This is a genomic window from Halopseudomonas sp. (assembly GCF_041579695.1).
Taxonomy (GTDB): Bacteria; Pseudomonadota; Gammaproteobacteria; order Pseudomonadales; family Pseudomonadaceae; genus Halopseudomonas.
Genome location: NZ_JBFGFI010000080.1, coordinates 1 through 13,252, shown reverse-complemented (window position 1 = coordinate 13,252; position 13,252 = coordinate 1). Strand labels below are relative to the sequence as shown.

Below are 13,252 nucleotides of genomic sequence, written 5' to 3'. Positions count from 1 at the left end.
CGCGCCGTGCTGGATGCCGGGCATCAGATCAGCCGCCTGTTCTTCTATCGTGATGCCGTACACCTGGCCACCTCACTCAGCGTACAGCCGCAGGACGAGCCTGATGTATACGCTGACTGGCGAGCCTTTATCAGCGACAACAAGCTGGACGCTGTGGTGTGTATTGCCGCTGCCCTGCGTCGCGGCGTGCTGGACGATGCCGAGGCCGCGCGCTGGCAGCGGCCTGTGGCCAATACCGGTGCACCCTGGGAGCTCTCTGGCCTGGGCCAATGGGTCGACAGCCTGCAGACGGCAGACCGCACCGTAACCTTCGGAACATGACATGAAGAGCCTGCTGATTATCACCCGTCGACCGCCCGCTCATATCGCGGCCCGCGAAGCCCTCGATCTCGCATTGGCTGCAGCTGCCTTCGGTGTACCCACCGGTCTGTTGTTCATGGATGACGGCGTTCTGCAGTTACGCAATGGGCAGGACGCTTCCCTGCTGCAGCAGAAATCCCTGGCAGCCAATCTCGGTGCACTGGAGATCTACGGCATCGAGGACGTGATGGTCTGCCGCCACTCACTCGCTGAGCGTGGCCTGACCCTCAATCACTGTCTGCTTGCGGCGGACTGCGTCGATAGCGCGCAAATTGCCACATTGCTGGAACACTATTCGGAGGTAGTCACTCTGTGAGCGCGCCCACGCTGCATATCCTGCGTCATTCCCCGACTGGCAACGCATCTTTGGCCACCTGTATACGCGTGCTGGCGAGTGGGCAGTCTGTGTTGCTGATAGAGGATGCGGTTTACGCTTTACTGCCCGGCTCCGCGGGCTTGAACAGCCTCAGCTTGCTGCCCGGCGAGATACGTCTGTATGTACTGCAGGCGGACCTGCTGGCCCGGGGCCTGGCCCTCGACGACCTGCCCCCGCGTGTGGAGCCGTTAGGTTACGAGTGCATGGTTGAGCTCAGTGTGCAGAGTGGCAAGGTGGTCAGCTGGTGACCCGCTCGATTCGTGTTGGCAGCCGAGACGTAGCCCTGGACGAAGAAGGGTTTCTGGTTGACCTGAACGACTGGACGCAACCCCTGGCTGCAGAATTAGCACGCCTGGAAGGCATAGAGTTTACCGACGAGCACCTGGAGGTGATCCTGGCGCTGCGACTGTTTCATCAACGCTATCAGCTCTCTCCGGCCATGCGCCCACTGGTGAAATACATCGGCCAGGAGCTGGGTCCCGAGAAAGGCAAGAGCATCTACTTGCTGAAGCTGTTTCCCGGTAGCCCGGCCAAGCTGGCGAGCAAGATCGCAGGCCTGCCGAAACCGGATAATTGTCTTTAACAGCCCGTTCTACCCACCTTTTTTGTTTGGCAACGTCGTCAGGATCACCAGCTCGTCCCCCGGCTGCAGTTTGAGCGGAACATCCCGCGCAGGGTTGAGCTGCAATCGCCTGCCCGCCCCGTCCGGCGTATATCGATAGACTCCCAGTGCGGTTTCGCCCTGCAGGCCTGCCACCGCTTCAAGGTCGGCGAAGGTGGTGACGCTCTGCATCGGGTACTCACTCAGGTCGCGATAGAGGATCTCGGCGCCGCCAAAGGTAAACAGCTCTTCGAATACCAGCCCGAGCTCCCTGCGCTGGGCTATCTGTGCCATCAGATGGCTGAGAATCATCGGACTGATGATGCTCTCACTGCGGTTGCGCACCACCAGCTCTTCATTGGCCGGGTCGCTCAGCTCGAGCAGCAGTTGCGGGCGCTGTTTGCGTTCCTTGAGCAGCTCGTCCACAGCCATGTATCCGACCATCGCGCGGGCGTCCGCCTCCTCCCCGGAATCCAGTCGATCACTGGATACCAGCAGAACACTGTCCCATTGGGTCTGGAGTATTTTTCTGAGGGTTGTCTCGGCCATGAAATCGGCTTGCAGATGCTCGCAGGTCAACTGCTTCGCCATCTCACTGTATTGCACCATCTCCTCGCGCTGGGCGTCAGCTTCCAGCGTCGACACCATCATCAGGCGAAAATTCTGGTCGCCGTAGGTTGCGAGCTCATGCACCAGCGCCGGCAAACGACGATTCCAGCCGAGGATCAAAACTGATGTTCTGGCTGAAGTTGCTGTGGTTAAAGCCGAATTGACCTTGTCGCTGCGTTGCCATGCACGGGCAGGCGTGTCGCTGTGCTGGGCCGGGTCAGCGTCCTCGTATTCCCGGGCCAACATCACCAGATTATCGCCCGCACGTACTCGCTCGCCGGTAGGGGCATTGAGCATAGTGGTCAATGTCTCGCCGTCCTGCCTGACCAGTCCGAGAAGAATCGCTTGTGGGCAACGGGCCGCTATCTCGGCCAGTGTCAGGCCTTCGCAGCTTTCGCAATTACGTAGATAGATCTCGTTGCCATCATGGACGGACATTACCTCGCCATAGAACTCAGGCAAGCCTGGATGCAGGATCGCCTGGGCCATCAAACGGCTGACAATGGCATCGCTGGCAATGATTTCCAGCGGGCCGGGATAGGCGCGGCGCATGACATTGAGCTTGCGAACGTCCTCTATCTCGGCCACCACATAAGGTAGCGGTTGCCCGCTTTGGTGGCCCTGGGCGTGCAGCGTGAGTAGGGCCTTGATCGTTTCCATGTCACCGGTTACCAGGGTGCTACCGCCCTGCGAGCGGCCTGGAATCATAACCACAGCGGCCTGCAGACATGCGACGCGGTGCAGCGCCTCGGGATGCAATGGGGTTCCCGAACGCAGGATGATGTCCCGGAAGCGGCGGCCGATGCCGGGGGTGTCGCGCAGTTCCTGCGTGCGCTCCGTGTTTACCGTATCGGACAGGATCACCAGTTTCAGGCGGCGGGTGTCGAGGGACTTGAGCAAGCGCTGGATACCACCGCTGGGGTCCATGATCTCCTGTACCAGCGGCAAAGTGCGGTTGGTCCAGCCCAGGACCACCACATGATTGCGGATGGTCACCGGTGTGAGTCCCTGCTCCAGTACGCCCATCTTGCTGATCAGCCAGCGGGTCATGATGGCCACCAGTGTACCCATGAAAAGCACATAGCCCACGACAGTCAACACTGTCGAAATCACCCGCCGCCAGGTGCCCTCGTCGTCACCCAGGTAGCCTGGGTCAGTAAGGCGCAGAAAGGCCCACCAGACCGAATCGGCCAGCGGTAAGTCGGCTGCGGCTGAAGGCCACGCCAGCCAGCCACCCAGTAACGAGATCAGACCGATGAACAATGCCACTACCAGCAACTGGTAGTGCACGCCCTTGATCAGCTGTCGTTCGAGAATGTAGCGCAGGCGGTCTACCAGGGTGAAGGGCAGCATATGTTTTCCGATTGGGACGATGTCTTACAAGCGTACCTAAAGCCTGCTAGATTGACTATCTGCCGGCAGGCTGATTAGTCACCCGAACGGATTTCGATGGATAACCTGCAAAACATCTTCGCTCTCTTCGTTGTAGCCTTTTACTGGCTGTTCTCTGCGGCGGTCACCGTTCGTGTGATTACCCGGCGCAGACCCGTGAGCAGCACACTGGCCTGGCTGCTGGTGATCTATGTGATCCCGCTGATTGGTGCCGTGCTGTATCTGATGATTGGTGAACTGAATCTTGGCCGCCGACACGGCGATCGCACCAAGGGAATGATCGACCCCTATCTGCATAACATAAATCATCGTTTCGGTCAGGCAGAAGCCGCAATGCCCGGCGGCGCGCTGGCCCAGGGTATTCATCAGCTGCTGATTGCACGTAATGGGGTCAGTGCACTGGGCTACTCCAACATGCAACTGCTGGACTCGCCCGAGTGTATTTTCCAGCAGTGGCTGCACGATATAGCACAGGCCCAGGAAAGCATTCGTCTGGCAACCTATATCTGGCATAACGGTGGTCGGGTGGACGAAATCGCTCAGGCGCTGATAGCCGCTAGCCATCGCGGCGTACGCGTCTCACTGCTGATCGACCATGCCGGCAGCCGCAGCTTTTTTCGTTCACGCTGGCGCAAAAGAATGGTCGAGGCGGGAATCGAGATCGTGCCGGCACTTCCAGTGAAATTGCTTCGGGCCCTCGCCCAGCGTATCGATTTGCGCATGCACCGCAAGTTGCTGATTATTGATGACCGAATTGCCTATACCGGCTCGATGAACATGGCCGATCCGGTGAGTTTCAAACAGGGTGCGGGGGTCGGACAGTGGATTGACCTCATGCTGCGCTTGGATGGCCAGGCCGCGCCGGCCATGGCCAAGGTATTCGCCTGGGACTGGGAAGTCGAAACCGGCCAACGCTATCTCCCAGAACATTATCCAATGGTCCCGGATTGGAAAAACTGGGTTTCGATCATTCCCTCAGGGCCCGGCGTTGGGGAGGATCTGATTGGCCAGGCGGTGCTTTCAGCCATCTACCGGGCCAATCTCAGTATCACCATCTGCACACCCTATTTCGTGCCCTCAGAGGCAATATTTGACGCACTTTGCCAGGCCGCAAGGCGCGGAGTCGACGTCAACGTCCTGTTGCCCAAACATAATGATTCGTTGATGGTGGGCTGGGCCAGCCGATCCTATTTCGAACTGCTGCTCGAGTCAGGCGCGAGAATTCATCGATTCAACGGTGGCCTGCTGCACAGCAAAGTGATGCTGGTGGACGATGAAATGGCACTGGTCGGCAGCGTCAACCTGGATATTCGCAGTCTGCAACTGAACTTCGAGCTGACCGTTGTGTTATTCGACGGGGCAAGCACCGCACGAATCGGCAGATTGCTCGAATCCTATCTGGAGCAAAGCGAGCTCGTGACATTGGCCTGGTGGCGTAAGCGCAGCAAGGGCGCCCGGGTGCTTGAGCGCTTGATGTTCTTTATGAGTCCCCTGCTCTAACCAGCCTGAAAAGTGCCTCTGTAACTCTGGTCAGTCAATTCTTTAAATGCGACTTGTTATCATTAGTAATGCCTGATAGATTCCAAATGCGACTTGTTATCATTCAAAATGAGATCTTTCTAATGCGAATCTACCTGCTGCCCCTGACCCTGACTGCTGCTCTGATGTCCCCCACCATTGCCAGCGCCGAAGATGTCAGCCACTACCAGGCTAAATCGGCGGATACACTGGAGCAGGCCTTGACCAACTTCAACGAATACAATGGACGCCTGGAGCAGCTGCTGGCCGGCAACCTTGAGGGAGCTGATCTGGCCCAGGTGCACGAGCTGACCTATACCCTAGAGAACGCACTGGAAAAGATCCGCGTTGAAACGGTAGAAATGGCCGAGTCCCTCGAAGAAGTCCATCTTGCATCCGAGCGTGCCGATGCGGAAGCCGTGCGCAGGCATGGCATCGCTTACCTTGGCGCGGCGAAGAAAGTGATCAACTGAGCAGCCCCATCCATGATACGCGGCCGCAGACTGATCGAGCCTGCGGCCGCGTTTCAGTCCCTTATCTGCGCAGCAGATAGTTACATCTGGCCTTCGATTGGCAACCAGTCGATCATCCACGCCTTTATGCGGCGAAGTCTTCCTGCCTGTGGTTCTGCTGTCCAGCGCTTGTCTCCCGCGTGCCATTCGAGCCTGTCGTTTGGGTCAAGACGCAGTTCGAAAGCGTAGGCATCTGAAGTCCAGCGATGGAATAATTCAGCCAGCCGCTGCGCCAGGTCCTCCTGGTAGACCATTACGCCCGCTTCGGTATTCAGTTCAATGGAACGCGGATCGCTGTTAATAGAGCCGACAAACAGCTTTTGGCGATCAAACACAAAGCTTTTCGCATGAAGGCTTGCTTCAGAGTCGCCGATAAAAGTGCTGGGGTCCGCCTGACTGTTGCTTATGGGCTTCAACTCCCATATTTTTACCCCACCCTGCAGTAGCGGCTTGCGATAAGGCGCATAGCTGCTGTGGACCCCCAGAACGTCGGTTGTCGCCAACGAATTGGTTAAAACCGACACCTCGGCGCCCTGCGCTACCATTCCGGTCAGCAGCTCGACACCGAGGTCACCGGGAATAAAATACGCCGACTTCATGAGCAACTCGGAACGCACCTCCTGCAAATGATCGACAAGAATGCGCGCCAGATAAGGGTCTTCGCTTTGTGCGGACTGAGCGTCAGCCTTGCCCGGCGGATCGGCCAGCCATTCGGAGTCGCCCCAGTACAGCTGCAGGCGCCCGGCGCTCAAAGCTTCGCTGAAGGATGACTCCTCCATTGCTTTTGTATAGGGTTTTTGCGCTTCCCGCTGCCGGTGTGAGACCAGGTTGTCGCGAGTAATATTCAGTGCGCCCTGCTTGGCATTCTCGTACACCACGCTGGCCGGAATCGCATTGGGGCTGTTCCAGAAGGCGTCGAAGCTTTTAGACGCCTCGCTGCTGATCGGCCCAATGCCCAGCAGGTCAATGTCCTGAAAATCCCTGTCGCCCAGCGCAAAGTATTCGTCGCCGATATTGCGTCCGCCAGTGATCATCGCCAGGTTGTCAGCGACCATCAGCTTATTGTGCATGCGATTATTGATACGGCCGAATTCGACAATCTTGCTTGGCCAACTGAACCACATGTTGCGTAGACGGATTGGGTTGAATAACCGCAGCTCGATGTTGATGTGTCGATCCAGAGTAGCAGCGGCCCTGTCTGACAAACTATTGCCGACGTCGTCCAGCAAAATGCGCACGCGTACACCGCGGTCTGCTGCCGCAACAATCCGCTCTGCAATCAGACCACCGGTGACATCGTTGCTGTAAATATAGTACTGGATATCCAGACTGGTACTGGTCGCGTCGATCAGTTGCAGGCGTGCCGACAACGCATCGACGCCGCGATCGAGCATGTAAAAACCGGACATGTCTTCGCCATCGCCCGGTTGCTTGCCGAGGTAGGTGCCCAGTAGTCCCTTGGCTGGCACCTCAATGGCGTAGCTTGGCGGCATATCGTGTTCGGGCAGCGGCGTGGCGCAGCCCGTAAGTCCGGCCAGTAGTGCGCAGACACTACCGACCAAAGCATATTTTTTCTGGCGCATGGCGCTCTCGTTATTGTCAGGTGCTTACCCTTATCCTAGCAGCCGAATAACCAAACCCCTATTCTGTAACGACCAGCTGATATTCGGTGCGAAGTCCGCCGCGGGTATGCACCACCACATAGCCCCGACTGGCTGGCGTAAAACCCTGGGTCAACGCGGCGCTGTACAGGGCCCTCCAGGTGCCTTCCACATCATTACGCTGGGCATCAAAGTCCACAGTAAGCACCTGCTGTGCATCAATTTTATCCATCACGTAGCCGCTCACTGAAGGCACCCCGGCTGCCTCCACCGGAAAGCTGACGGTCACCGGTAACACGTCTGGCGTGACCGCAGACAGGTCGGGAAATACCAGGGTCAATGGTCCTTCGATCTGGACCTTGCCCCGGCGTACCGCCGCTACGCCCACCGTGCGCGCCAAAGAGCCTATGTCTTCACGAAAACGCTCCGGCGAAAGCCGATATGCGCGCCCAAAAAGATTCATCGCTGGGCGCTCCAGTAAACGTATTTCGTAAATCACGCCGTCATCGCGCAGGGGCAGAATATCCCCTGCGCGGATATCCACCGGTTTTTGCTGGCTGACTGGCAGCGGCTTGTACACTTCCTTGCACAGCGGCTCCTTGAAACTGCTGCGCTCACTGTCGCTCAGGTTCGGATTGGCATCCAAGGCGTTGCACACCTGTTGGTGATAACCCTTCCAGAGCTGACGCGCGGCGCCGGCATCCAGTAGCGCCGAGATCATGCTGGCTTCGGCTTCAAGGGCGGCCATCAGCAACGCTGTCTTACGACCGCTCGCCGCTTCCTTCCGATCCGGTCCGCCTGCGCCCAACCCTGGAGACTGCGTGGTTTGACGATGCACATCGGCACCGTTGGCCAATAGCAGCCTGGCACTTTCGAGCTCGTTGAGCTGCGCAGCAGCCATCAAGGGCGTCTTGCCCCATGCGTTGGACTCGTTAACGTCGAAGCCGGCATCAAGCAGCAGCTGGACGTTAGCTGGCGTTTCGAGCGCCGCGAGCAACGCTGGGCTGGAATCCGGACCCATGCCGCGTTGGCGGCCCAGCGCTTCGGTTTCATAGGCAACGAAATCGCGCACCACATTTTGCGGGGCGTTATTCAGTAGCACACTGTAGAGCGTGGCAAAGTTGCGTCCTCGTTCCAGCTCGCCTGCGGCAGGAGCAATGGCGAAGCGTGGCTGGTAGTCAGCCCCGGGAGGTAATGGTAGGCCAGGAGCCTGCTCAGGCGCTGCCAGGTTTTCCATGGTCCGTGCGAAAGTTTCGTGAAACAGCAGGTCAGCCGAAGCGCGCGCCTCTGAACCGGACAGGCCCTGGGCGGTGAACATCTGGACCAGCTCGTTGTGTGCCGGCTGCAACATCGGCATCACCCGCCGGTACATCGCCTTGTTGCTCAGGCTGCGCTCCGACCAGGCAAAGAAGGCATCCATCGCTGCGTCGTTGCGTTGCTGTACTGCACCTTCCCGGCCAAAGCGGGTGAGCGCGTCGGCACCCAGCAGTGGCAGGTTCAGGAGGGTCCATTGGCGCTCTTTCCATTTCTGAAAATTATCCAGCCGTTCCTGTTGCGCGTAGCCGGGCAAGGGGTCGCCACCCAGCATGTCGAGTTGGGCCTGCAACTGCGCGTAGGCCGGCATGCCAGCCAGCGTGTTGGTGCGCGGCGGCGTCAGATAGGTCTGAAACAGACACAGAGGCTGCACGGTCGAGCCCTTTAGTTCATACAAGCCGCTGAAAGCCGACTCGCCCCGGGCTGCTGGTGAATAAAAGCCCCAGGTTTCATTGACCATCACCAGATTACGTCCGTTTCGGGTAAACACGTCAATCGAGCCGTAATCTCCGGTCTGCGAGGATGATGCATGGGCGCGACCGCCGTAATTGGGCTGCTCGGCGATCCATTGCGGCATGGTGCGATGACCAAGCACAGCCTGACCGTTGACGATCAGTACGCGGGAACGGTTTTCATATCCGGCGTAGGCCCCAGCGTTGTATACGTCAACCTGAACCTCGTTACCGTCGATATTCGCAGAGGTATTCTCTGCGTGGGTGCCAGCCAGCATGTTGACACCAGGCAACCGCGCCGCTGAAGGCGTGCCATTGCGCGCCAGATCATTGTTCAGATCCGCGTTCATGGCTGTACAGAGCGCCGGGTCACGGCTGTCGGCCAGCCGATAATCCACGTAGGCGGCGTAAGCGTGAGGCTTGTTCCGCGCCTGCGGCCGGGCCTCGGGCCATACCGCCAGTTCGCGCGAGCGTTGCCGGTATAAAGCCTGCAGGCACCCAATCGCCTGGCTGTCGGCCTTTATCTCCGTTCCACTCTGCGCGCCCAACCCGCAATGTCCGGCCCGGCCGAGCAACCATTGGCGATGATTTGCCTCAATCAGCAGTGTGCCGGCCATATCGGCGGCCTGCACCCGCGCCCGGTGTTGCTCGTGCAAGCGGCGGTCGGCAAGGGACAGATCATCACTGGCGCAGATCTGGCGATGCACCTCCGGCAAGGCACCTCCACACTCGAAGCTGGCGAGCGTGGAAGCACGCTCGCCAGGGATGCTGGGGGGGGGTGGCGTATTGTCCACCGGACCGGCGACCGGTTGACCGGCGCAGCCACTGAGAAAAGCCACCGAAACCGCTGTCGCCAATAGCGCAGCGTTTGAACGTGTTAGGTAAAGCATCGAGCGACCTCCGGTTACTTGATGAATATGACGGTGCCATAAATGGTGTATTGGCTGGCGCCTTCGTTTGGCGGCGGCGGGAACGGCGCTGCCTGAAGTACCGCGCGCTCGGCGGCCTGATCCAGCACGTCATCACCACAGCGGTCGATTTCGTAGGAGACCATCCTGCCCTGAGCGTCGACGATCACTTCGTACGGAATGCGGCACTGTCGCTTGAAGTCATCAGGATCACCCTTGTATCCCGGTGGTGGCTTGTATGAGGAACCTTCTGGCCGCTTGATGTTGGCGGTTACCCTGCCCTTTACCGTGTCCGCGTAACCAGACGGCGCCATGCGGGCGCGGGTCGGAGCGTTGGCCGGTGGCGCAGGAGGAGCACTCCACTCGGTGTTGGCGCCAAAAGAGTGTACTGGCGGACCAGCAGGCTTCTGTGGCGCAGGCTTGGCGGCGGGCTGCGGCCGCGGCTTGACTGGTTGTGGTTTTGGCTCTGGTTTTGGCTCGGGCTCGGGTTCGGGTTCGGGTTCGGGTTCGGGTTCAGGCTCTGGCTCTGGGGGCATCTCTACCAGATCGATAGCGACCGCCTCGGGTTCGATGACCATCGGCTGCGAGAATCGCCCACTCGCCAGCCACGCGACCAGCGCGGCGTGCAGCGCGAGTGAGATCGCAATCACCAGTATCCGTGCTGACCAGCCCAATGTTGTCGTCGAGCGACTCATCAGGGTTCCAGCTCTTCCGATGCAACCAGGCTGATACGCGTGTACCCGGCCTTCTGCAGCGTATTCATGACGCGCATCAGCGTCCCGTAATCAACTGCTTGGTCACCCCGCAGGAAAAGGCGCGTGTCCTGTTGTCCCGAGGTCACACCGCGAACCAGCGCTTGCAATCCGTCGATGGTGACCTCCTGCTCCTGCACGAACAGCAGTCCATCAGCCTGCACGCTCACGTAGACCGGATCCGCCGGCGGAGAGCTGGGCGCGGCAGCGTTGCTGGGCAGATCCACTGGCACATCCACTGTCGCCAGGGGTGCGGCCACCATAAAAATGATCAGCAGTACCAGCATCACGTCGACAAAGGGCGTGATGTTCATTTCGGCATTCTGCTGGTAGTTGTGCCTCTTTACCGTAGGCCCTGAGTTGAACTGGATCGACATGATCAGCGCACCTCGTCCAGCTGACGGGAGGTCGTCGCCAGCATCTCGGCGGAGAAGTTATCCAGACTGCCGACAAAATGATTTATGTCGCGGGCAAACTTGTTGAAGATCATCACCGCAGGTATCGCTGCAAACAGACCCAACGCCGTGGCCAGCAGGGCCTCGGCAATACCGGGTGCGACGATCGCCAGGCTGGCGGTCTTCATTGTCGCGATACTGGCGAAGCTGTTGAGAATGCCCCATACGGTACCGAACAGACCAATGAACGGAGCGGTGGCGCCAATGGTAGCGAGTACCCCCATCATGCTGCCCAAACGCGCCATGTCACGTTCTTGGGGAATACTGGCTGTCAGGGACATGCGCTGCAGCAGACGATTGATCTGATCTGCATCGGCCTTGCGATCATTACCAAAACGGCGTAACTCGCCCTGGGCTACCTGCCACATACGTCCCATCGCGCTGGCGTCTGCCTGTTCATGCATCGCCGTCTTGTCGTCATCACGGAATGCCTTGAGAAAGCGCTGGTTGGCGCGTCTGGCTCGACCAAACACTACCAGTTTTTCGAACAGGATCGCCCAGGTCGCCAGGGAACAGAGCACCAGGAAAATCATGACTGCCTTTACCACCACATCTGCCTGCAAGAACATTTCCCGCACGCCAAAGCGCTCCTGCGCCGGCATGCCTCCCAGGGCTGGCGCAAACTCCGCCGACTCTGCCCCCGGAGTAGCCTCGGTAGTCGTGGTTTGCGGCGCGACCTGTTCCTGATCTGCCTGGGCCACCACCAGATTGGCAGTAAGGCCGGTCACGCCCATGAGAATAACCAGAGCAGCAAGGCGCAGGCGGGTTTGCCAGCGGTTGGCCGTGGCGTGAGGGGTAGTGGTCTGCATGGATAGCTCCATTATCTATTGTTATCGGGAGTGTTTTCGGGAACATCGGATTCGAGGGTTTCCAGCGCCAGGATGGCGTGCAATGCTGCAACATAAGCGGCAAATGCTTCACGTCCCCTGGCACTCAGGCAAATCCGCGTGCGCGATTTCTTGCCGGCGAAGTCTTTCTTGATCAGCACATACTGAGCGCCTTCAAGGGTATTGAGGTGAGCGCCCAAATTGCCGTCGGTGGTGGCAACAATTGATTTAAGGGAGACGAACTCCAGCCACTGACCCGCGGCGAGGGTATTGAGAGCGGCCATTATCTTGAGGCGAATCGGTTGGTGGATAATCTCGTTGGGGGTCTGCATCAAAGGCGCCTCAACCAGAGACCGAAGGCAATGAAGCTGCCGCCGTACACTGCGGTCATCCACCACCAGAACACCGGCTGAAAGAAAATAAAGCCTGTCATCAGCAGCACTGCCAGCCAGCCACCAATGAACAGGTATCGAGGCCGCATCTGCACGCCGCGCATCACATACAACGCGGATACAAGTAGGGGGCCAATCATCGATCCCTGTTTCGGTGTCAGCGGCCACATGATGATGTGCATGAGGATCATGAAGGTGACAATGGTTCCGATCAGCGCCAGGTAACGCCAACCGATGCCGGGTATCTCGCTACCCGCACGGCTGGCCACCAGCATGCCGATACCCATGGCAAGCGGTATGAGCACAATCCAGATCAACAGAATGAATGCAGGATAGAGACCGGACAAGGCAAAACCGACAGCATGTGCGATGCCCCACAGCAGGAGCTGATCGGACTCTGCTCGATAATCCTGGAAGCCGGCGGCACGTGCCTTGATGGCATCAATTTCGCGCAGCGCCCGTGCGGCTTCTTCAACTGAAGGGGGCATAGCTATCTCTTGTTTTATTCTTTGCAAAGCACTCTATTGAACAGAGTAGACAAAAACAAGAGGTGTCCCGAAAAATAAATCAGCTGATTATGTCGTATTCCCCGCCGCGTTCGAGCGCACGCTTATAACCGGGCATCGCGTGAATGTGCTCCAGAAAGCTCATCAGGTTGGGCCACTTCTGATCCAGACCACCACGGGCGGCCGCCGCTTCCAACGGAAAGCTCAACTGAATATCAGCTGCGCTGAACTGATCGCCGACGAAATAGCCTGTCCTGGCCACTTCCGCTTCCATGTAATTGAGATGCTGACGAATTTGCGGCTCAATAAAGCTTGTGCATACATTCTTGGAGATACCTTTGGCGAAGGGCTTGGCGAAGAACGGCATTTTCGCTTTCTCGACCTTGTTGAAAACCAGCTTGAGCAGAAGCGGCATCATTGCCGAGCCCTCGGCGTAGTGCAGCCAATAGGTATATTGCAAACGCTCCGGTGTACCCCGTTCAGGCGCAAGCTTGCCGTTGCCATACTTGTCGACCAGGTACTCAATAATCGCACCCGACTCTGCCACCACCTGTTCGCCATCAGTAATCACTGGCGACTTGCCCAGCGGATGGACTTTCTTCAACTCAGGCGGTGCCAGGCTGGTTTCCGGGTCGCGCTCGTAGCGTTTGACTTCGTATTCCAGGCCCAACTCTTCG

The 13,252-nt window shown here is 58.5% G+C and carries 15 protein-coding genes; 6 read left to right on the top strand and 9 right to left on the bottom strand.

Annotation, left to right across the window (positions count from 1 at the left end; all coding sequences use genetic code 11):
* From tusD to ABYA88_RS13150, 4 genes are all read left to right on the top strand, one after another.
* A partial coding sequence (gene tusD / locus ABYA88_RS13165) for a sulfurtransferase complex subunit TusD (protein ID WP_373187824.1) occupies nucleotides 1-321 on the top strand: 321 nt, incomplete at its 5' end.
* A gap of 1 nt (nucleotide 322) precedes the next feature.
* A complete protein-coding gene (tusC, locus tag ABYA88_RS13160; RefSeq protein ID WP_373187823.1) occupies nucleotides 323-676 on the top strand; it encodes a sulfurtransferase complex subunit TusC in 354 nt (117 codons plus the stop codon).
* Nucleotides 673-984 (top strand): sulfurtransferase complex subunit TusB, encoded by a 312-nt coding sequence (gene tusB / locus ABYA88_RS13155; protein ID WP_373187821.1) that lies wholly within the window; start codon nucleotides 673-675, stop codon nucleotides 982-984. The genes tusC and tusB overlap by 4 nt, the downstream gene beginning before the upstream one ends.
* Nucleotides 981-1,319, top strand: coding sequence for a TusE/DsrC/DsvC family sulfur relay protein (locus tag ABYA88_RS13150; protein WP_373187820.1), 339 nt, complete (start codon nucleotides 981-983; stop codon nucleotides 1,317-1,319). Before tusB ends, ABYA88_RS13150 begins: the two co-directional genes overlap by 4 nt.
* A gap of 9 nt (nucleotides 1,320-1,328) precedes the next feature.
* Here the strand turns inward: ABYA88_RS13150 and ABYA88_RS13145 are convergent, their stop codons facing one another.
* Nucleotides 1,329-3,299, bottom strand: a complete 1,971-nt coding sequence (locus ABYA88_RS13145; RefSeq protein WP_373187819.1) for an ion channel DMI1 — start codon at nucleotides 3,297-3,299, stop codon at nucleotides 1,329-1,331.
* 96 nt (nucleotides 3,300-3,395) lie between these two features.
* Here ABYA88_RS13145 and cls point away from each other — a divergent pair, with 96 nt between their 5' ends.
* Nucleotides 3,396-4,838, top strand: coding sequence for a cardiolipin synthase (cls, locus tag ABYA88_RS13140; RefSeq protein WP_373187817.1), 1,443 nt, complete (start codon nucleotides 3,396-3,398; stop codon nucleotides 4,836-4,838).
* A 122-nt stretch (nucleotides 4,839-4,960) separates the two neighbouring features.
* Entirely contained in the window at nucleotides 4,961-5,329 is a 369-nt protein-coding gene (locus ABYA88_RS13135) for a DUF6746 family protein (RefSeq protein WP_373187816.1), read from the top strand.
* Between the two features lie 80 nt (nucleotides 5,330-5,409).
* Here ABYA88_RS13135 and ABYA88_RS13130 read toward each other — a convergent pair whose 3' ends face one another.
* From ABYA88_RS13130 to ABYA88_RS13095, 8 genes are all read right to left on the bottom strand, one after another.
* A complete protein-coding gene (locus ABYA88_RS13130) occupies nucleotides 5,410-6,951 on the bottom strand; it encodes a phospholipase D family protein (protein ID WP_373187814.1) in 1,542 nt (513 codons plus the stop codon).
* A gap of 58 nt (nucleotides 6,952-7,009) precedes the next feature.
* A complete protein-coding gene (locus ABYA88_RS13125) occupies nucleotides 7,010-9,625 on the bottom strand; it encodes an ankyrin repeat domain-containing protein (protein WP_373187813.1) in 2,616 nt (871 codons plus the stop codon).
* 14 nt (nucleotides 9,626-9,639) lie between these two features.
* The gene (locus ABYA88_RS13120; protein ID WP_373187812.1) at nucleotides 9,640-10,338 is read right to left on the bottom strand and encodes a TonB family protein; all 699 of its coding nucleotides are present in this window, start codon (nucleotides 10,336-10,338) and stop codon (nucleotides 9,640-9,642) included.
* Complete coding sequence (gene exbD, locus ABYA88_RS13115) at nucleotides 10,338-10,772, bottom strand: TonB system transport protein ExbD (RefSeq protein ID WP_150276985.1); 435 nt, start codon at nucleotides 10,770-10,772, stop codon at nucleotides 10,338-10,340. The genes ABYA88_RS13120 and exbD overlap by 1 nt, the downstream gene beginning before the upstream one ends.
* Before the next feature lie 2 nt (nucleotides 10,773-10,774).
* Nucleotides 10,775-11,659, bottom strand: coding sequence for a MotA/TolQ/ExbB proton channel family protein (locus ABYA88_RS13110; protein WP_373187811.1), 885 nt, complete (start codon nucleotides 11,657-11,659; stop codon nucleotides 10,775-10,777).
* Between the two features lie 11 nt (nucleotides 11,660-11,670).
* Nucleotides 11,671-12,009 carry a transcriptional regulator gene (locus ABYA88_RS13105; RefSeq protein ID WP_373187809.1) on the bottom strand — a complete coding sequence of 113 codons (339 nt, stop codon included), beginning with the start codon at nucleotides 12,007-12,009 and terminating at the stop codon, nucleotides 11,671-11,673.
* The gene (locus ABYA88_RS13100; RefSeq protein WP_373187808.1) at nucleotides 12,009-12,557 is read right to left on the bottom strand and encodes a hypothetical protein; all 549 of its coding nucleotides are present in this window, start codon (nucleotides 12,555-12,557) and stop codon (nucleotides 12,009-12,011) included. Before ABYA88_RS13100 ends, ABYA88_RS13105 begins: the two co-directional genes overlap by 1 nt.
* Nucleotides 12,558-12,636: 79 nt before the next feature.
* Nucleotides 12,637-13,252 (bottom strand): glutathione S-transferase (locus ABYA88_RS13095; RefSeq protein WP_373187806.1); only part of this gene is annotated, 616 nt, incomplete at its 5' end.